Source organism: Sphingomonas sp. IC081 (genome assembly GCF_006874585.1).
Lineage (GTDB): Bacteria > Pseudomonadota > Alphaproteobacteria > Sphingomonadales > Sphingomonadaceae > Novosphingobium.
Map to the genome: position 1 here is coordinate 797,607 of NZ_CP029762.1, position 20,170 is coordinate 817,776.

Annotated in this window: 14 protein-coding genes and 1 pseudogene; 8 read left to right on the plus strand and 7 right to left on the minus strand. The window is 65.8% G+C overall.

The features are described 5' to 3' along the window. Positions 1-20: 20 nt before the first annotated feature. The 3 genes and pseudogenes from DM450_RS21665 to DM450_RS26495 form a co-directional block, all read right to left on the minus strand. Positions 21-761 carry a DJ-1/PfpI family protein gene (locus tag DM450_RS21665; RefSeq protein WP_207080508.1) on the minus strand — a complete coding sequence of 247 codons (741 nt, stop codon included), beginning with the start codon at positions 759-761 and terminating at the stop codon, positions 21-23. Positions 762-770: 9 nt separating this feature from the next. Continuing rightward, a complete protein-coding gene (locus DM450_RS26375; protein ID WP_260610492.1) occupies positions 771-1,694 on the minus strand; it encodes a zinc-dependent metalloprotease in 924 nt (307 codons plus the stop codon). A gap of 235 nt (positions 1,695-1,929) precedes the next feature. After that, positions 1,930-2,727, minus strand: a pseudogene (locus tag DM450_RS26495) (DUF5117 domain-containing protein); the annotation flags it as partial. A 190-nt stretch (positions 2,728-2,917) separates the two neighbouring features. Between DM450_RS26495 and DM450_RS21675 the strand changes: the two are divergent. The 3 genes from DM450_RS21675 (at position 2,918) to DM450_RS21685 (ending at position 8,563) form a co-directional block, all read left to right on the plus strand. Continuing rightward, a complete protein-coding gene (locus DM450_RS21675) occupies positions 2,918-3,439 on the plus strand; it encodes an Lrp/AsnC family transcriptional regulator (protein WP_242526487.1) in 522 nt (173 codons plus the stop codon). Positions 3,440-3,851: 412 nt separating this feature from the next. After that, complete coding sequence (locus DM450_RS21680) at positions 3,852-6,788, plus strand: TonB-dependent receptor plug domain-containing protein (RefSeq protein ID WP_142639032.1); 2,937 nt, start codon at positions 3,852-3,854, stop codon at positions 6,786-6,788. 71 nt (positions 6,789-6,859) lie between these two features. Beyond that, positions 6,860-8,563, plus strand: a complete 1,704-nt coding sequence (locus DM450_RS21685; RefSeq protein WP_142639034.1) for an amidohydrolase — start codon at positions 6,860-6,862, stop codon at positions 8,561-8,563. Between the two features lie 69 nt (positions 8,564-8,632). On the opposite strand, the gene DM450_RS21690 is transcribed toward DM450_RS21685, so the two are convergent. The 3 genes from DM450_RS21690 to pcaF are packed head-to-tail and all read right to left on the minus strand — an operon-like array spanning position 8,633 to position 12,046. Beyond that, positions 8,633-9,310: a M24 family metallopeptidase gene (locus DM450_RS21690; protein ID WP_142639036.1), complete on the minus strand. Its 678-nt coding sequence runs from the start codon at positions 9,308-9,310 to the stop codon at positions 8,633-8,635. Positions 9,311-9,369: 59 nt separating this feature from the next. Continuing rightward, the gene (locus tag DM450_RS21695) at positions 9,370-10,821 is read right to left on the minus strand and encodes an NAD-dependent succinate-semialdehyde dehydrogenase (RefSeq protein ID WP_142639038.1); all 1,452 of its coding nucleotides are present in this window, start codon (positions 10,819-10,821) and stop codon (positions 9,370-9,372) included. 13 nt (positions 10,822-10,834) lie between these two features. Continuing rightward, entirely contained in the window at positions 10,835-12,046 is a 1,212-nt protein-coding gene (gene pcaF, locus DM450_RS21700) for a 3-oxoadipyl-CoA thiolase (protein ID WP_142639040.1), read from the minus strand. 208 nt (positions 12,047-12,254) lie between these two features. Between pcaF and DM450_RS21705 the strand changes: the two genes are divergently transcribed. The 5 genes from DM450_RS21705 (at position 12,255) to DM450_RS21725 (ending at position 18,760) form a co-directional block, all read left to right on the plus strand. Further along, complete coding sequence (locus DM450_RS21705) at positions 12,255-14,234, plus strand: alkyl/aryl-sulfatase (RefSeq protein ID WP_142639042.1); 1,980 nt, start codon at positions 12,255-12,257, stop codon at positions 14,232-14,234. Positions 14,235-14,356: 122 nt separating this feature from the next. Then, positions 14,357-15,127: an enoyl-CoA hydratase/isomerase family protein gene (locus tag DM450_RS21710; RefSeq protein WP_142639044.1), complete on the plus strand. Its 771-nt coding sequence runs from the start codon at positions 14,357-14,359 to the stop codon at positions 15,125-15,127. A gap of 32 nt (positions 15,128-15,159) precedes the next feature. Then, positions 15,160-17,187, plus strand: a complete 2,028-nt coding sequence (locus tag DM450_RS21715) for a 3-hydroxyacyl-CoA dehydrogenase NAD-binding domain-containing protein (protein ID WP_142639046.1) — start codon at positions 15,160-15,162, stop codon at positions 17,185-17,187. Next, positions 17,184-18,332 carry an iron-containing alcohol dehydrogenase gene (locus DM450_RS21720; protein WP_142639047.1) on the plus strand — a complete coding sequence of 383 codons (1,149 nt, stop codon included), beginning with the start codon at positions 17,184-17,186 and terminating at the stop codon, positions 18,330-18,332. The genes DM450_RS21715 and DM450_RS21720 overlap by 4 nt, the downstream gene beginning before the upstream one ends. Further along, entirely contained in the window at positions 18,329-18,760 is a 432-nt protein-coding gene (locus tag DM450_RS21725; protein WP_142639049.1) for a thioesterase family protein, read from the plus strand. The genes DM450_RS21720 and DM450_RS21725 overlap by 4 nt, the downstream gene beginning before the upstream one ends. Positions 18,761-18,820: 60 nt before the next feature. Here DM450_RS21725 and DM450_RS21730 read toward each other — a convergent pair whose 3' ends face one another. Continuing rightward, on the minus strand, positions 18,821-20,149 hold the full coding sequence (locus tag DM450_RS21730) for an MFS transporter (protein ID WP_185928808.1): 1,329 nt from the start codon (positions 20,147-20,149) through the stop codon (positions 18,821-18,823). Positions 20,150-20,170: the final 21 nt, after the last annotated feature.

Genomic DNA, 20,170 nt, shown 5'->3' on the forward strand with positions numbered 1-20,170 from the left:
GGGGGGGGGGGGGGAGCTCATCACCGGGCAGGTTCATACTGCATCTGCCGGGCCGTCTTGCGCGCAAGGTCCGGCCCCGCAAAACGGGCGACAAGATGCAGGCTCATGTCGATCCCGGCGGAGATCCCCGCCGAGGTGACGATGGCGCCCTGATCGACAAAGCTCACGCCCTCGGCCACCCGGACGGCGGGGAACATCCGCCGCATTTCCGGGATGTCTTCCCAGTGGGTCGTCGCCTCCCGCCCATCAAGAAGTCCGATCCTCGCGAGAATGAAAGCCCCGGTGCAGACCGAGGCGGTCAGGGCCGCCTGGCCAGCAGTCCGGCGCAGCCAGTCCAGCGTGACGGGATTGGCCAGCGGTTCGTCGACGATCCCGCCAGGCACAATCACCACGTCGCATCGCGGCGCATCGTGGAAGGCATGATCCGGCATGACCTTCAGCCCGTGACGCGCGGACACCGGCGCCGCCGTCTGCGCGATGGTGACGACTGAGAAAGGCCCGTGCTCCTGCCCTGGCCGGCTCGGAGCAATCCGCGCTGCGACCGAAAAGACCTCGTAAGGCCCCGCGAAATCGAGCACCTCCACGTCCCGGAACAGCAAAATGCCCACGGTCAGGGGGCGTTCTGTCCTGTTGATCGAGGGCGAGGGTACTGGCTTGGTCATCTCGGCCAGCGTAGCGTGGATGGGCGGGAATGTCTGCCCGCTCCCGAACACCGGCAAGGCCGGAAGCCGCCGGTCCTGTCCGCGACCGGCAGCTTCCACGGCCAGCGATCAGATTGGCATGCCGGGCGGGATCGCCGGAGCCGCGCCGGGGGCGATGGCGCGGGCAAGCGCGTCCTTGTCCTCGAGCATCTGCGCCGTTCCCCGTGCCCAGCGAGCATCCTCGCCGCTGCCGCTCACTTTCGCGAGGCCGCGCGCTTGCTCGTGAAGCTTGTCAGTGAGAATCGCGGCAATGTCGCCGGGCATGTCCTTGTCGTGCGCGGCCCGGGCGATCGAAACCAGCGTACGATAGGCGATCCGCCGCCCGACCGCCGAGCTGCGCCCGTCGAGCGTGGCCGCAATCAGCTTGTCGACCAGTTCATCAACGCCCAGCAGCGATGCTTCGTCCTGGTGCTGGAGATAGACGCGGGTCAGCCGCGCCGGCGCGAGCAGCGAATCCAGCGTGACTTGCGCGGCGACGTCGGCCGCCACCAGCGGATCGAACGCGGAAGCCCCGGCCGTATCGAGCACTTCGGTATCGAACTGCGCATCCCCGCGCCCGTTGACGCCGTAGGACAGCAGGGGCAGCAGCCGCGCCGGTACGGTCAGTTCCTTTTCGGATAGCGTCGCCAGCAGCGCCGAAAGCGCGGCTTCCTGCTTGTCCGCCGCCGCAGGCGTGGGTAACGCGCTGCCGTCTCCGGCCACCGCATATGTATAGTTCACGCCGCCCACCAGCTTGCCGACAGCGTCGATCTCGTAGCGATGGAGCAGCCACATCGGGACGAATTTGCGCCGCAAGTCGGACAGCGCCTCGCCCGGACGCAGGACCGCCGGGCCGAAATTGTTCATGGCGATGCGGCGCACTTCCATGATGTGCTGGAGGTCCGGGGCTTCGTCCGCGCCATCCGTCCACATGCTGTCGCCCGGCACCCCGAGGTCGGCGCTCCGCCCGTCGATATCGGTCATATAGCGCATCCCGGCCTGCTGGATCGGCATCGGGCGGCAGGATCCTGACCTGGAAGGCATCGATGTAGCCTGCCGCATCGAAGGCCTGGTTCCACCACGCCACCCCTTCGGCCAGCGCGGTCCGGATCGGCTCGGGGGCCGCTCGGTCGATATAAAAGACGATCGGCTTGCGCACCCTGGAACGCGGCGCGGCGGGACCGAGCTTGTCGAGGCGAAAGTGGTTCGCGAGCTGATACTGCACATCCTCGCCAAGCGGGGTGCCGAAATCGTAAACCTGGGTACCGTGCGAGCCGGAACGGATGTCAAACCGGCGCACGGTGAAGCCGGCATCCGGCAGCCTCACCAGCGAGTGATGCACGACAAAGCTGACCTTGCGGCCGTCCGGGGCAATATTGTCCACTTCCTTGCCGGGACTGTCGTTGGAATAGGTCTGCACCGCCTCCAGTTCAATATTGTCGGGAAACACCTTGACGGCGGAAGGGTCTGCGGCGCTCAGGCTCTCGTCCAGCTTCCAGCCCTTGGCGTCCTGGCCCAGCGCGCGCGTGATGTTCATCGTGTCATGGGTGAGGAACGGCGCGATGTCGATCGTCACCGCGCCGTCGGCATCGGCGGCGACAACATCAACCATGCCCACCGTGCTGAAGGGAAAGCTCTCGCGTGCGCCCTTTTCGATTTCGGCAGCACCACTCGCGCGGAAACGCGGGTTCTCGTAAGTGATTGCCATCTTCCTGCCGAAGCGCCGGAAGGCGAGCAACTGCGTATCTCCCAACATGCCATGGTCAAGCCGGACCGGGGCAGAACCGAGGCCTACCTTGAGCGCCGTGGCATACAGGAAACGCCCGCTCACGCCGTCCTTGTCGGGCGCAGGCAGCTTGAGCAGGATGCGCCCGCTTTCCTTGTCGACGCTGACCGGCAGCAAGGCGCCATCGCTCGAAGCCACCGTCACCGGAGCCGCCATGGCGGCAAGGGGCAGCGCGGCCCCGCCCAGCAACAACCCCAGCGGGAAGGCAAGCATCGCGGCGCGCGAACGGCGCGAAGAATGACGCAAGGTGCGACACGGCATGTAATATCTCCCTGAAATTCACGGCGAAAATCCCGACCTTGCGCCATCCGGACCCTGTACGACAATCTTTCGTGCCGCTGCGATCAAGCTATCACAACAAAGCATGCGTAACCCATCAAAGTGCGGCAATTTTCACACGGGTATTGATCGATTCATGTGCAGATCGATCAAAAGCAGGGGAAAGTCGAAGATGATAGAGATCGAAAGGACCGACTATCGCATCTTGCAGGAGCTGTCCCACGACGGCCGCATGTCGGACGTGGCACTGGGCGAACGCGTGCACCTTTCCAGCACCGCCGTGGCCCGCCGCCGCAAGCTCCTCGAGGAACGCGGCGTCATCAAGGGCTACAACGCGCAGCTCGACATGGGCACGCTCGACCTCAATATGGTCGTCATCATCATGATCGAACTGACTTCCCAGGCCGAACATGTGCTCAACGAATTCGAGCAGGCCGTCGTTGCCTGCCCATCGATGTCCTATTGCAGTTTCATTTCGGGGGAAACGGACTTCCTGATGTTCGTACACGTCCGCTCGTTCGAGGATTATGACAAGGTCTACCGCCGCGAACTCTCCACCCTGCCCCATGTCGCCAAGATCCGTAGCAGCTTCGTCATGCGCAAGGTGCTGGAGCGGACACTACCGCCGGTGCTGTTCGGCTCCGGCGCAGGTGCGGCGAATCTACAGCGCCATCGGTCGATCGAGACGGTTTGAAACCCCAAGGCCCTGCCCGCGCTGCGCGCCGAAATCCTGCGCGCGACGGCATGATCGTGATGGATTCCGGCGCTGCGGCTGCGCAATTCGGCAAAATGAGCAAGGATGCTTCAGCGTAGTTATGTTATACATTTTGCCGGCAACATGAAATGTTCGATCACCGCTAGACGTTTTTTAAATGATAATATAACCAAACCTATATAAGCGACTAAACAAGTCTGTAGCACATAATGGCCAGAAGCGCCCTCCAGCGTCTTCGGGTCGCGTAAACATATAACAGAACAGAAATGGCGCCCTGCCCACAACGGACAAGGCGCTCGTGGCGAAGCCTGCTCATGAAATGGGGCGGCTGCGCGACGGGGAGAAGGTGTGCCCGGAAGCGTCGTGAAGACTGCCTATGAGGGGGCCCATTATGTTTTCCAGCACGACCGCCTATCCTGCGAACCGTTCCGGGGCGCGGTTCCATCGGGCTCGCTCGCTTGCCCATGTCCGTCTGACACTGCTTGCCGGCGCCGCATCGCTGGCGCTAGGCGCCGCCGCGGCCCACGCCCAGGACACCGCCACGACCACCGCCACGACCACCGGCGGCGATGAAGCCGCCGTGCCCGCAGGCGATATCGTCATCACCGGTAGCCGCATCGTGCGCGACGGCTACAGCGCCCCGACCCCGGTGACAGTACTGGGATCGCAGGAAATCAACGCCCAGAAACCGGCCAACATCTCCGACTTCGTCAACCAGCTTCCCGCCATCACCGCCGGCAGCACTTCAGCCAACAGTTCAGGCAGCCTTTCCAACGGCAACGCGGGCATCGCCTCGGTCAACTTGCGCGGCCTCGGCGCGGGCCGCACGCTGGTGCTGCTTGACGGCCAGCGCTCGGTCGCCTCGAGCGTGAACGGCACGGTCGACGTCAACACCATCCCGCAGGACCTGGTCGAGCGCGTCGAAGTGGTGACCGGCGGCGCTTCGGCGCAATATGGCTCGGATGCGGTCGGCGGCGTCATCAACTTCATTCTCAACAAGAAGTTCACCGGGCTCAAGGTCACCGCCGACGAGGGCCTGTCGACCTACGGCGATGGTTTCAACTACCGGCTTGGCGCCACCGCCGGCCTGTCGCTGCTCGACGACCGGCTGCACATCCTGCTCAACGGCAGCTATTTCAAGCAGAATCCGGTCACCTCGATCAAGCGCAGCTGGAACGACAGCGCCTATTTCCAGATCACCAACCCGAACTACACTGCCACCAACGGCGAGCCCGAACGCCTCGTCGGTTCGGGCTTTGCCCCCTATACCTACACGGCTGGCGGCCTGATCACCTCCGGCGCGCTCAAGGGCACCTATTTCCTGGGCGAGGGGCAGACCGGGCAACTCGACTACGGCACCTACAGTTCCACCTCCAGCCCCTACATGATCGGCGGCGATACCGACGTAACGCTGGCCGGACATGTCGGCACCAATTCGCTGCTTCCCGATGAAGGCCGGATCTCGGTGTTCAACCGTACCTCGTTCGACGTGACGAATTCGATCGAGATCTTCGGCCAGGTGTCCTACAATCGCTACCACGGCATCAGCTACTATCAGCAGACCCCCAGCACCGGCGTCTCGATCAAGTCGGACAACGCCTATCTGCTGACCCAATATCCTGAGGTCGCCGCGGCGATGGCGGCGAACAACCTGTCGTCGATCACCATCGGCACCAGCAATGCCGGCTTCCCGGTGCCGGGCAGCAACAATACCCGCGAGGTCTACCGTTATGTCGGCGGCGCCGACGGCACCTTCAACGCGCTCAACCGTGACTGGACCTTCAATGCCTATTTCCAGCACGGCATCACCAAGTCCCACGAAGAGCTGATCAACACCTGGAACACCGCCCGCATGGCGCTGGCGCAGGACGCGGTGCTCTACAACGGCCAGATCGTCTGCCGCTCGACCATCACCGATCCCGGCAACGGCTGCGTGCCGATCGACCGGCTCGGAACCGACGGTCCCTCGGCCGAGGCACTCGCCTATATCTACGGCGACGCACAGCCGCAGCGCGACCAGACGATCAAGCAGGATGTCGGCGCAGTCAGCTTCAACACCCAGCTGTTCGACATGCCCGCAGGCCCTGTGGCAGTGGCCTTCGGCGGCGAATGGCGCAAGGAATCGATCAACGGCTCGGTGGAATCGCAGTTCAACTCGGGATGGCTCTACGGCAACTATCTCGTCAACAAAGGGTCCTACAACGTCAAGGAAGGCTTCGTCGAACTCTCGGTCCCGATCTTCACCGGCTTCGACATAGACGCCGCCGGCCGCTATACCGACTATTCGACCTCGGGCGGCGTGACCACCTACAAGATCGGCGCGACCTGGCAGCCGATCCCCGACATCAAGCTGCGCGGCACCTACAGCCACGATATCCGCGCGCCCAACCTGCAGGAACTCTTCGCCGCCGGCACCGCGCGCACCAATACCGTGATCCTGCCCGACAATGCGCCGCTGACCGGCTCGCAGCAGTTCATCGAGAACACTGTCGGCAATCCCAACCTCAAGCCCGAAAAGGCCAATACCTGGACCGCAGGCGTGGTTGTCTCGCCCCGCTTCCTGCCAGGCTTCACCGCCTCGTTCGACTATTACGACATCAAGATCACCGACGCTATCGGCTCGGTCACGTCGCAGAACACGGTCGACAACTGCTACGAGCTTGGCCTGGCCGACTACTGCGCCAACATCGTCTATTCGGGCGGCGCCCTCAGCACGATCACCATCCAGCCGTTCAACTTCGCCAGCCAGCGGGAAAAGGGCTTCGACGTTGCCGCCAGCTATCGCACCGCAATGTCCGCCATCTCCGAGAAGATCCCCGGAAACTTCAGCATTTCCGCCAATCTCACCCACTACATCTCGAACGTGGTCGACAATGGCGTCTTCCCGATCGACTATGCCGGTGTCAACGGCGGCAGCCTCTCGGGCAGCTACTCCTCACCCAGCTGGGTCTATCGCATCAGCGCTTTCTACGACATCGATCCGGTGACACTCAACTTCGTCACCCGCGGCTTCAGCGACGGGGTCTACGGCAACGACTATATCGAGTGCACCTCGAACTGCCCGGCCTCGACCACGCAGTACCGCACGATCAACAACAACCACATCAACGGCGCGATCTACTTCGACACCTCGGCCAGCGTGAAGCTACGCAGCGCCGGGCGCGAGGCCACGCTCTCGGTGGTAGTCAACAACCTGCTGAACCGCGCGCCCGAACTGATCGGCAACGGCCCGAGCGGCAACAACGTACCCGCCTACGCCCAGACCAATCGCTCGCTCTACGACGTGATCGGACGGACCTACCGCCTCTCGATCTCCGTCTCGCTGTGATCCCCCCTGGCGGGGACTTCGGTCCCCGCCGTCCCCTTCGCGCTTTCCCCACTTATGCAAGGTTCGACGACATGATCCAGTTCACGCGCAAACCCCGCCATCTCGCCGCCCTGGCTCTCACCGCCGCAACGCTGACAAGCTTGGTTCCCGGCGCCGCCGCGGCCCAGAGCGCCGATGCCGCTGCGCTCAAGCAGGAAGCCGCCGCCGATGTCGATGCCCATGCCAAGATGATCCAGCAGGGTGTGGATTCGCTGTTCAGCTTTGCCGAGCCCGGCTTCCAGGAATTCAGGAGCTCCGCCTATCTCGCCGATATCCTCGAGAAAAACGGCTTCAAGGTGACCCGAGGTGTCGCCGGCATTCCCACCGCCTTCACCGCCACGTGGGGCAGCGGCACCGGCGGACCGACGATCGCGCTCGGCAGTGACATCGACGACTTGCTGGGCGTCTCGCAATATCCCGGCCTGCCTTACGCCAAGCCGATCGTAGAAGGCGCCCCGGGCCACGGCGAAGGCCACAATTCGGGCATGCCGATGATGATCGCGGCAGCCATCGCCGCCAAGAACGTGATGATCAAGCACCACATCCCCGGTCGCATCATGGTCTGGCCTGGCATTGCCGAGGAGAACCTCGCCTCCAAGGCCTACTTCGTGCGTGCCGGGCTGTTCAAGGACGTCGATGCCAACATCTTCGCCCATGTCGGCACCTCGTTCGGCACGGCCTATGGCGAGATGGGTTTGAACGGCATGGTCTCGGTGGAATACACCTTCAAGGGTCGGACCGCGCATTCCGCCGGCGATCCCTGGGACGGCCGCAGCGCGCTCGACGGGGTAGAACTCATGGACGTGGCCTGGAATTTCCGCCGCGAACATCTGCCGGTGACCCAGCGCTCGCACTACGTCATCACCGAAGGCGGCGGCCAGCCCAACGTCGTGCCGGGCGAGGCCAAGGTCTGGTATTTCTTCCGCGACCGCACCTTCGATACCGTCCGCTCGCTCTATGATACCGGCAACACCATCGCCGATGCGGCTGCGATGGCCACCGGCACTTCGGTGACGCACCGGATCCTCGGTTATGCCGCGCCCAACTTCGGCAACAAGCCGATGGCCGAGGCGGCGCAGGCCAATATCGAAGCCGTCGGCATGCCCAAGTGGACGGCAGACGACCAGGCCTTCGCCAAGGCCGCGCAGGTCAACTTCGAACGCAAGGTGGAGCCGCTGCACGACAGCGTCGATCCGCTCTCCACCCCCGAAAACCGCCCGCGTTCGATCGGCGGCGGCTCGGACGACATCGGCGACATCATGTGGACGGTGCCCACGATCACCGTGCGCTACCCCTCGAACATTCCCAACATGATCGGCCACAACCTCACCTCGGCGGTGGCGATGGCGACGCCGATCGCCCACAAGGGCGCAGTCGCGGGCGCCAAGGCGGTGGCGATGACGGTAATCGACCTGATGACCCGGCCACAGCTGCTGGCGGACGCCAAGGCCTATTTCAAGGACGTCCAGAACAAGGACCAGCACTACGATCCAGTGATCACCGCCAGTGATACCCCCGCCATCTGGCTCAACGCCGAAGTGATGAAGCGCATGCGCCCCGAGATGGAAAAATACTACTACAAGCAGGACAAGTACCCGAGCTACCTCGACCAGCTCGGCATCAAGTACCCCCAACTCGGCACGCCGCCCAAGACCTCGCAGGCCCCCGCGGACGTGACGGATGCCGCCACTCGCCCCGATGCCGGTGCACCGGCTCCGTCCCGCGTCGGCGGTTGACGATCCCGCCGGCCTGAACGAACCCACCCTGCCCCTGGTCGGAGCGAGTGCTTCGTCCAGCGGCCGTTTTCAGGCAAGCAGGTCCTCGTAGAACGCGCCGAAAGGACGCTCCGGGTGGCGGATCTGCATTTCGAGGATCCACAGCCCCTTGCCGGGCACGGCATCAAAATCACCGAGGTTGCCCCCCTTGTGGACCGAGTGCGGATAGTCGCTCACCCGGTGCCCCTTGATATCGATATTGAGCACCCAGCCCATCGCACGGGCTTCTTCTTCCGCGCGTTCGTAGAGCGCGCGGCCTGATACCGCGCCATGGTTCCAGATCGCCCGAACACGATCGAACAGCACGCGCACAGCCTCGGCACAGGCCTGCATCTCGGCGTCGCTTCCCACCGTGTAGGTCGCCCCGACGTCACCTTCATGCCCGAGGAATACCGGTCCCATGTCGATGAAAAAGATGTCGTTTTCGCCAAGCACCGCATCACCCTCGCTGCGGTCGCTGAATATCTTGAGCGTATTGGCCCCAAAACGGACGAGCAGCGGATGCCAGGTGCGCTCCATGCCCATTTCGGCGAGGATCGCCTCACCCGCCACGCGTACGTCGGCCTCGGTCATGCCCGGACGGACAAGCGCGGCGATGCGATCGAGCGCCTGCCACGACAGCCTCTGCGCCTCCGCGATCGCACTGCGCGAATAGGCGGGACCGACCGCTTCGCGCGGCTGGAACGAGAGGGGGGCGTGGGTGGTCATGACACGTATCTCCGCTAGGCCGGCCCCGCGTCTGGCGGCACGTCCCGCTTCCGTCAAGTTCAAGCCGGCTTGATACCCATGCAGAGGTACTTCACCTCCATGTAATCATCGAGGCCGTAGTGCGAACCCTCACGCCCGAGGCCGGACTGCTTGACCCCGCCGAACGGCGCCACTTCGGTGGAGATCAGCCCGGTGTTGATGCCCACCATGCCTGCCTCCAGCGCCTCGGCCACCCGCCAGACGCGGCTGAGGTCGCGGGCGTAGAAGTAGCTCGCCAGGCCGAACTCGGTATCGTTGGCCATGCGGATGGCATCGGCTTCGTCGGTGAAGCGGATCACGCCCGCCAGCGGCCCGAAAGTCTCCTCGCGCGCCAGCTTCATGTCCGGCTTCACGCCCGCCACCACGGTGGGGTTGAAGAACGAACCGCCGCGTTCGTTGCGCTGGCCGCCCGCCAGTACCTTGGCCCCTCCGGCGATGGCATCCTGAAGGTGCTCCTCGACCTTCTCGACCGCCTTCTCGTCGATCAGCGGGCCGACTTCGGTGCCCGCGTCCATGCCGTAGCCGACTTTCATGGCCGAGACGCGCTTGGCCAGCTTCTCGACGAATGCGTCGTAGACGCCGTCCTGCACGTAGAAACGGTTGGTGCACACGCAGGTCTGGCCGCCGTTGCGGAACTTGGAGATCATCGCGCCGTCGATCGCGGCATCGACATCGGCATCGTCGAACACCAGGAACGGCGCGTTGCCGCCCAGTTCCATCGAGGTCTTCTTGATCGTCTCGGCGCATTCGCGCAGCAGGTCGCGGCCGATCTCGGTGGAGCCGGTGAAGGTCAGCTTGGCGACCTTGGGGCTCTGCGTCAGCGCCGAGCCGATCTGCCCGGCGCTGCCGGTCACGACATTGACGACGCCCGCCGGAATGCCCGCCAGTTCGCACAGATGCGCGATGGCGAGCGCGGAATAAGGCGTGGCCGAAGCGGGCTTGATGACGATCGTGCAGCCCGCCGCCAGCGCGGGGCCGAGCTTGCGGGTGATCATCGCATTGGGGAAGTTCCAGGGCGTGATCGCGGCGACGACACCGACGCCCTGCTTGATGACGACGATGCGGCGGTCTGCCGCATGGCCCGGGATGGTGTCGCCATAAGCGCGCTTGGCCTCTTCGGCGAACCATTCGATGAAGCTGGCGCCATAGGCGATCTCGCCGCGCCCTTCGGCCAGCGGCTTGCCCTGTTCGCGGGTGAGCAGTTCGCCGAGGTCGTCCTGATGCTGGATCATCAGGTCGAACAGCCTGCGCATCAGTTTCGAGCGTTCGCCCGCGGTCTTGGCGCGCCAGGCGGGAAGCGCGCGCTCGGCAGCCTCGATGGCGCGGCCCGTCTCGTCCGCACCCATCTTCGGCACCGTGCCCAGCACCGCGCCGCTGCCGGGGTCGGTCACTTCGAACGTCGCCGCGCTATCGGCATCGCACCACTGGCCGTCGATGTAGCACTGCTGACGGAGGAAATCGGTGAAAGCCATGACCCAGATCTCCTCAGACCCGCTCGACCGCGAGGGCCAGTCCCATGCCCACGCCGATGCACAGCGTCGCCAACCCCCGGCGTCCGCCCGTGCGCTCAAGCTGATGCACCAGCGTCAGCGCCAGCCGCGCGCCCGACATGCCGAGCGGATGGCCCAACGCAATCGCCCCGCCATTGCCGTTCACATGCGGCGCATCGTCGGGGAGCCCCAGTTCGCGCAGCACCGCCAGCGCCTGACTGGCAAACGCCTCGTTGAGTTCGATGGCATCGAAATCGCCGATGCCCAGCTCCAGCCGCGTCATCAGCTTGCGCGTTGCCGGAACCGGCCCGATCCCCATCACGCGCGGCTCGACCCCGGCCGACGCCATGCCGAGGATCCGCGCGCGCGGCGTCAATCCATGCACTTTCACCGCCTCCTCGCTGGCGATAATCAGCGCCGCCGCCCCATCATTGATGCCGGAGGCATTGCCCGCCGTGACCGTGCCGCCCGGTTCGAACAACGGCTTCAGCCGCGCCAGCGTCTCCAGCGTGGTGCCGCGCCGCAAATGTTCGTCCACCGAAACCTCGACCATATCGCCGCTCCGGCGACCCGGCACCGGAGTGACGACGATCTCTTCGGCAAAGAAGCCCGCTTCCTGCGCCGCCGCTGCGCGTTCCTGACTGCGCAGGGCGAAACGGTCCTGATCCTCGCGCGCAATGCCGTGGTCCTTCGCCACGTTCTCACCGGTGCGCGGCATCGTCTCGGTGCCATAGGCGGCATCGAGCGCCGGATTGACGAAGCGCCAACCCATCGTCGTATCCTCGATCTTCTGGCTGCGGCCGAACGCGCTGTCCGCCTTGCCCATGACGAAGGGCGCGCGCGTCATGCTCTCGACCCCGCCCGCGAAGGCCAGTTCCATCTCGCCCAAGGCCACCGCCCGCGCGGCGGCGCCCACCGCTTCGAGGCCCGATGCGCAAAGGCGGTTGAGCGTGACGCCGGGCACCGTGTGCGGCAAACCTGCCAGCAGCAGGCTCATGCGCGCGACATTGCGGTTGTCCTCGCCCGACTGGTTGGCGCAGCCGTAGAACACTTCCTCCACCGCCGCCGGATCGAGCGAGGGGTTACGCGCCAGCAGCGCGCGCAGCGGCACCGCGCCCAGATCGTCGGCACGGATCGCCGCCAGCCCGCCGCCGTAGCGGCCGATGGGAGTGCGCACCGCGTCGCAAATGTAGGCAGGTCTGGTCATCGGCTGTCCTCGGCTGGTTTTCCCCCGCCTAGCAACGCGACGCGCCAACGATGCCCTTAACCGGATAAGCGGGAAGGAATATCACAAGCGGGAAAGACGCCGCTCGCGCCCGGGCATATTTGCCTCGCATGGCAGCATCCCGACAGTGCATCCGGCATATCGAAGGCGCAGTCGTGAGGGCTCGTCACGGTCGCAAGAGAGGATACCCATGGCCCATCGCACTCGCTTCAAGGCGGCAATCACCGCCGTCTCGCTTCTCGCCCTTGCTTCCGGTGGCGGCCTGAGCGCGCAGGACGGCGATTCCGCACAGAAGCCTGCCTCCGCCGCGACCTTGCGCTACTTCGAGGAAACCACCGCCAGCCTGCCGTGGAACGACAAGGAGGACTTCGACCTTGCCACGCGCGGCTTCGTCGCCGGCATTCCGGGCGGCGAGATCGCCAAGCCCGACGGCAAGCGCATTCGCGACCTCAAGGAACTGGACATCTTCAAGGGCCCGCGCCCGGACACGGTGAACCCCAGCCTCTGGCGCAATGCCCAGCTGCTCTCGCAATCCGGGCTCTTCAAGGTGACCGACCGGGTCTATCAGGTGCGCGGAATCGAACTGGCAAACCTGACCGTGGTGCTCGGCAAGACCGGCTATCTGGTGATCGACACGCTGACCACGGTGGAGAGCGCCAAGGCGGCAATGGACCTTGTGCGGGCAAAGCTGGGTAACAAGCCGGTGGTCGGTGTGATCTACACCCATTCGCACATCGACCATTTCGGCGGCGCGGCAGGCGTCATCAGCCCCGAGGAAGCCTCCGCGCGGAAGGTGCCGATCATTGCGCCGGGCGGCTTCCTGAAGGAAGCGATCTCGGAAAACGTGATCGCCGGGCCCGCCATGAGTCGCCGCGCGATCTACGCCTTCGGCCATCTCATCGGCACCGGCCCCAAGGCGGACATCAGCGACGGCATCGGCCCGGCCTTCAACCGTCTGGGCAATGCCACCGGCTCCGTCCACATGCTGCCCCCCACGCATGAGGTGACGAAGACCGGCGAGACCATGACCATCGACGGTATCGATCTGGAATTCCAGTATATGCCCGATACCGAGGCCCCGGCGGAGATGGCGATCTACATGCCGCAACTGCGCGTGTTGGACATGGCCGAGAACGCCAATTCCTCGCTCCACAACATCCTCACCCTGCGCGGCGCGCAAGTGCGCGATGCCAAGGCCTGGGCGGACGACCTCACCCGCTCCATCGCGCTCTACGGCAACCGCACCGATACGCTGATCACCTCGCACTTCTGGCCGCACTGGGGCAATACGAAGATCCTCGACTACCTCGGTGCGCACCGCGACATGTACAAGTACCTGCACGACCAGTCGGTGCGGATGATGAACGAAGGCCTGAACGGCGCCGAGATCGCGGAGAACCTCAAGCTGCCCGCGCCGCTGGCCAACCGCTGGTTCAATCAGGGCTATTACGGCACGCTCAGCCATGATGCCAAGGCGGTCTACCAGCGCTATCTCGGCTGGTACGACGGCAACCCCGCAACCCTCAACCCGCTGCCGCCGGAAGCGGCCGGCGCGAAGTATGTCGAGGCGATGGGCGGGCCGGAAGCCGTGCTTGCCAAGGGACGCGCGGCCATTGCGGCGGGCGATTATCGCTGGGCTTCGGAACTGCTCTCCCGCCTCGTCTTCGCGCAGCCGGACAACCATGCGGCAAAGCTGGCGCTGGCCGACAGTCTGGAGCAGCAGGGCTATCAGGCCACCAGCTCGATGTGGCGCAACGCCTTCCTCACCGGCGCCAAGGAACTGCGCGAAGGGGTGAAGACCGGCGGCTTCGATTCAGTGGCGGGGGCAATTCCCGCCATGCCGCTGTCCGACATTCTCGACCTGCTGGCCGTGCGCCTTGTTCCCGAGCGGGCGCTGGCGGCACCGATGACGTTCGACCTCGTGCTGGATGGCAGCGCGCCGGCCGAACATGTCGAGATCCGCAACGGCGTGCTGGTGCATCAGCCGGTCGGGGCGGGCGTTCCCAAGGCTGCGGAACTGAAGCTCACGCGAGCGCAACTGGTGGCCGGGATCACGAAAAAGCCGCAGGACACCGCCCTGCCGCCGGAAGCCGCCACGCGCCTGAACGCCCTGCTAGCCTTGATCGAGGCCCCGCGCGGGACGTTCGGGCTGGTCACGCCCAATCCCTGAGTCCGTTTCAAAATCCACCGAAAGGGCATTTTCCAAACAAACCCTCCATCATATCCGTGAATATGGCCCGGCCGATGCGCCGGGCCTCCCTGCCCCGGCGAGCGCAGGCTTAAGCCTGCTGCATGTCCATCTCTCTGACCCGTGACGGCGCCGTCGCCGTCGTCGCTTTCGACCGGCCTGCCGCGAAAAACGCCTTCACTCTGGCGATGCGCGCCGAGTTCGTCGCCGCCTTTGCCGAACTGGAAGCCGATCCCGGCATTCGCGCCGTGGTGCTGACCGGCACCGGCGGCAATTTCTGTTCCGGCGCGGATATCGGCGAGATGGGCGAGACGCCGCCCGATGCTTTCCTTGCCCGCATGCGCCAGCTTCACGCCATGGCGCGCGCCGTCGCCCGCTTTCCCGCCCCGGTCATCGCCGCCGTCGATGGCGTCTGCATCGGCGCCGCCTGGGGTTTCGCCATGGCGAGCGACATCGTGCTCGCCAGCGACCGCGTACGCTTTGCCGCCACTTTCCGCCGCATCGGCTATGCGCCCGACGCCGGGCTCGCCTGGCAGTTCCTGCAAGCCATCACCCCGATGCGCGCGAAAGAAATCGTCTATTCGGGCCGCGAGGTTCATGCCGAGGAAGCCCGCGAGCTTGGCCTCGCCATGGAAGTCATGGCGCCCGAGGCGCTGCTGCCCCGTGCCATGGAACTTGCGCGGATGATCGCGGATGGCCCCGCCACCGCGCTCCACCTGGCCAAGCGCCAGTTCGCCGCCGCCCCGGCCATGAGCCTCGACGCCTTCCTCGACTTCGAAGCGACGATGCAGCCGCTGCTCGGCCAGACCGCCGACCACCGCGCCGCCGTTTCCGCCTTCCGCGAGAAGCGCAAGCCCACCTTCAACGCCGGCTGAACGCCGCGCGTCCCTTTTGCATGGAGTACACGATGATCCGCAGCGAACAGACCGGTCCGATCCTTCGGATCACGATCGACAACCCGCCGGTCAACGCCCTTGGCGCCGATGTACGCGCCGGGCTGGCGCAGGCCATCGCCGCCGCAGCCGAGGACGGAAGCGTCAGTGCCGTGATCGTCACCGGCAGCGGCAAGCTGTTCAGCGCCGGGGCCGATATTTCCGAATTCGGCAAGCCCCTCGCCGATCCGCAGCTTCCGGACGTTCTTGCCGCAATCGAAGCCTGCCCCAAGCCGGTGATCGCCGCGATCAATGGCACCGCGCTAGGCGGCGGGCTGGAGATTGCGCTCGCCTGCCATTACCGCGTGGCGCTCGCCTCCGCAAAGCTGGGCCTGCCCGAAGTGAAGCTGGGCATCCTGCCCGGCGCGGGCGGCACCCAGCGCCTGCCGCGCCTTGTCGGCGTGGAGGCCGCGCTGGAGATGATCGTTTCGGGCGATCCCGTCTCCGCCAGCGCCGCAGCGGCCAGCGGTCTGGTAGACACGGTAGTCGAAAGCGCCGAAGACCTGTTCGATGCCGCCGCCGCCTTTGCGGGCTCGCCCGCCCGCCCGACCTGCGCGCGCGCGGTTTCCGGCGATGCGACCAGCGCGGATGCCTTCGTCGCCGCCAATCCCCGCCTGTTCAGGGGCCTCACCGCCCCGCTCGCCTGCGTCGAAGCCGTCAAGGCAGCAGCCACCCAGCCACTGGCCGAGGGCCTTGCCACCGAACGCCGCCTGTTCCTCGAACTCGTCTCGGGCGAACAGTCGCAGGCCCTGCGCCATGCCTTCTTCGCGGAACGCAGCGCAGCCCGGATCGAAGACCTGCCCAAGGACATTGCCAAGCGCCCGATAAACCGCGTCGGCGTGATCGGCGCGGGCACCATGGGCGGCGGCATCGCCATGAACTTCCTCTCGGCAGGCCTGCCGGTCACCATGGTCGAGACCAGCGCGGAAGCGCTTGAGCGCGGCGCCGCGCTGATCCGCAAGAACTACGAGGCCACCGCCGCCAAGGGCCGCCTGACCGGCGCCCAGGTCGAAGCCGCCATGGCCCTGCTGACCCCCACGCTGGAATTCGGCGCGCTGGGCGAATGCGATCTGGTGATCGAGGCCGTCTATGAGAACATGGAGGTGAAGAAGCAGGTTTTCGGACGGCTCGACGCAGTGGCACGCCCCGGCGCGATCCTTGCCTCGAACACCTCGTACCTCGACGTCGACGCCATCGCCGCCTGCACCTCGCGGCCCGAGGATGTGCTGGGCATGCACTTCTTCTCGCCCGCCAATGTCATGAAGCTGGTCGAGGTCGTGCGCGGCGCCAGGACCGCGCCGGACGTGCTCGCCACGATCATGGCGCTGGGCCAGAAGATCGGCAAGGTGCCGGTGGTCGCGGGCGTGTGCTACGGCTTCATCGGCAACCGCATGCTGATCCCCCGGCAGGACAATGCGCTGGCGCTGGTCATGGAGGGCGCGAGCCCCGAGCAGGTGGACAAGGTCCACACCGATTTCGGGATGCCGATGGGGCCGTTCCAGATGACCGATCTTGCCGGTGTCGATATCGGCTGGCATCGCGATCCCAAGCGCATCGACGATCTCAAGGACGCGCTCTGCGCGCAGGGCCGCTGGGGCCAGAAGACCGGCGCCGGTTTCTACGACTACGATGCCGCCCGCAAGCGCAGTTCCTCCCCGGTGGTCGCCGCGCTGATCGAGGAATTCCGCAAGCGTGAAGGCATAACCCCGCGCGCCATTTCCAACGAGGAAATCGTCGTCCGCACGCTCTACACCATGGTCAACGAAGGCGCGAAGATCCTGGAGGAAGGCATCGCCCAGCGCGCCTCCGACATCGACGTGGTCTGGCTCTACGGCTATGGCTGGCCGCGCTGGACCGGCGGCCCGATGTTCTGGGCCGAACGCGAAGGCTTTGCGAAGATCGTCGCCGGACTGGAGCGCTACGCCAAGAGCATGCCCGAAGGCTTCTCCATCTCGCCGCTGCTGCGCGAACAGGCGGCCGCCACCGAAGAGCCCGTGGCGTGAGCAGCGCCTTCGCCTTTTCCTATGGCCCGCGCCTCGTCAGCGGCGCGGGCAGCGCGGACCGGATTGCCGACCTGCTGCCGGAAGGCCCGGTGCTGTTCGTCACCGACCGCCAGATCGTCAGCCTCGGCCTTGCCGAAGGTGCGCTGGCGGCGCTGCGCGCGTCCGGCCGGGATGTTACAGTGGCAAGCGAGGTCGAAGCCGACCCCTCGCGCGCCACGCTGGAAGCCGTGGTCGCGCTTGGCCGTGAAAGCCGTGCGGCCAGCGTCGTCGGTTTCGGCGGCGGCAGTCCGATGGATGTCGCCAAGCTGGCCGCCTACCTGCTCGGCTCGGGCGACGATCTCGACGCGATCTGGGGCGTGGGAAATGCCCGGGCCAAGGGCCTGCCGCTGGTGCTGGTGCCGACCACGGCAGGCACCGGATCGGAAGCCACGCCGGTCTCGATCATCACCCTGCCGGGGGACGAGAAGCGCGGTGTATCCTCGCAGGCGCTCATCGCGGGGCACGCCGTGCTGGACCCGGCGCTGACGCTCGGCCTGCCGCGCGCGGTCACCGCCGCCACCGGCATGGACGCGATGGTTCACGCGATCGAGGCCTATACCTCGATCCATCTCAAGAACCCGCTGTCCGACCTGCTGGCGCGCGAGGCGATGCGGCTGCTGGCGGCCAACCTGCTGGTCGCCTGCGAGGAACCCGGCAATGTCGGCGCGCGCGAGGCGATGCTGCTGGGCGCGCATCTGGCCGGCGTCGCCTTTTCCAATGCGCCGGTGGCAGGGGTTCATGCCCTGGCCTATCCGCTCGGCGGGCGCTTCCATGTGCCGCACGGCCTTTCCAACGTGCTGATGCTGCCGCATGTGCTTGCCTTCAACATGAGCGCGGCAATGCCGCTCTATGCCGAGCTTGGCCCGCTGGTCGATCCCGCACTGGAAGGGCTTGGCCAGCAGGCGCAGGCACAGGGGCTGCTCGAAGCCTTGCGCACGATGGCGGCGCGCGCCGGGATGCCCGCGCGGCTTTCCGCCGTGGGGGTAAGTTCGGCCGATCTCGACCAGCTTGCCGCCGACGCCATGCTGCAGGAACGCCTGCTGAAGAACAACCCGCGCACGATCACGCAGAGTGTCGCGCGCCAACTCTATGAGGCTGCACTGTGAGCCGTGACCCCCTGCGTCCGCGCGGCGCCTATCGCCATTTCACCCCGATCAGCACCCGCTGGCACGACAACGACGTCTACGGCCACGTCAACAACGTGGTCTATTATTCGTGGTTCGACACGGCCGTGAACGCCTGGCTGATCGAGGTCGGCCTGCTCGATATCGAGAACGGCAACCCCATCGGCCTCGTGGTCGAAACCGGGTGCCGTTATGCTGCCTCGGTCCAATTTCCGCAGAAGGTGGAGATCGGCCTGAAAGTGGCGCGGCTCGGCTCCAGTAGCGTGACCTACCACCTCGGCGTCTTCGTGGAAGGGGCCCAGGAACCGGCGGCGGAAGGGCAGTTCACCCACGTCTATGTCGACCGGAACAGCCGCCGCCCGACACCGCTGCCCGAACCCTGGCGAGCGATCCTGAATTCCATCGCCTGAGATACAAAAAGGGGCGGCGCGGTAATCCCGCGTCGCCCCTTTTTTGCGTCCTGTTGGGTTTTACCCCTCCGCCCGCTCCGGCGCGCGGCGCAGGGCCAGCCAGAGCAGCAGCGCGCCCAGCGGCCCGAACACCACCGCCATCGTCGTCAGCGCCAGATTGAGGCCCTTGGCGCCGTAGACATGATCGGTCATCAGCCCCACCAGCACCGAACCGAAGGCCCCGCCCGTGAGGTTCACCAGCGCCATGTAGAGCCCGGTATAAAGCCCGCGCAGCGTCGGCGGCACCACGGCCACGATCAGTACGAAGATCGAGGCCACCGACATCGAACTGACAAAAAGGTTGGCATAGGACATGAACACCGCCAGCCCGACCGTCGGCACGATGGGCCCGATGATGGTCGTCACGCTCAGCACCGCCATCGAGGTGAAGGTCAGCCAATAGGCCGCCTTGCCGCCGAAGCGCCGGCGCAGCCAGGCGTGATAGGGATGAACGGCCAGACAGCCGGCAATGCCCGCCAGCAGGAACGCCGGGCCGTAACTCGTCGCCACCATCGCCGGCGTCATCGCGTAGGAGCGCATCAACATGGCCGGATACCAGTTGAGCAGCCCATAATTGTTCATCGACCATGAGACGATGCCCAGCGCCAGCAAGGCGATCAGCGTGCGGTTCTCCCGCGCGAACGCCAGCGCCTCGCCCTTGGCGGGGGCGGCTGCAGTACGCGCGGCGGCGCTGTCGTCGCGCACCGTACCCTGCACCAGCAGGGCCACCAGCAGGCCCGGCACCGCGAGCAGCAGGAACACCACGCGCCATGGCTCTGCCGTATCGATGAAGGGCAGATCGTAAGGCCCCCCGGCGCTGAATTTCGCCAGCAGGTGCGCGCCCAGCATCATCGCCAAGCCCCCGCCCACGTAGAGCCCGGTGGTGAACAGCCCGATCGGCTTCTGCACCTTGTCACGCGGGAAACGGCTGGAGATGATGCCGATCGCCGCCGGATTGAGCCCCGCCTCGCCCACGCCCACGAACATGCGCGCGAGGAACAGCGTCAGGAACCCGGTAGCCAGACCGCTCGCCGCCGTCGCCACCGACCAGACGAGGATACAGGCCGCCAGAATGGTCACCCGCCGCCCCTTGTCAAGCATGCGCCCGATGAACACACCGCCGAACACGTAGAGCACGGCGAAGGCCATGCCGGTGATCGCGCCCAGTTCGGCGTCATTCAGGTCAAGGTCGCCCTTGATCGCCTCGACCAGGAAGCTGAGGATCACCCGGTCGACATAGCCCAGCACCGATACCGAAAAGAGGATCGCGACCACGTACCAGTCGTAAGCGCCCGCCTCTCTTGCAGGCTTGGGAATTGGGGCCGTCCCCGTCTGCGCCGTGCTCGCCATTCTCTTCTCCCGACCCATTCT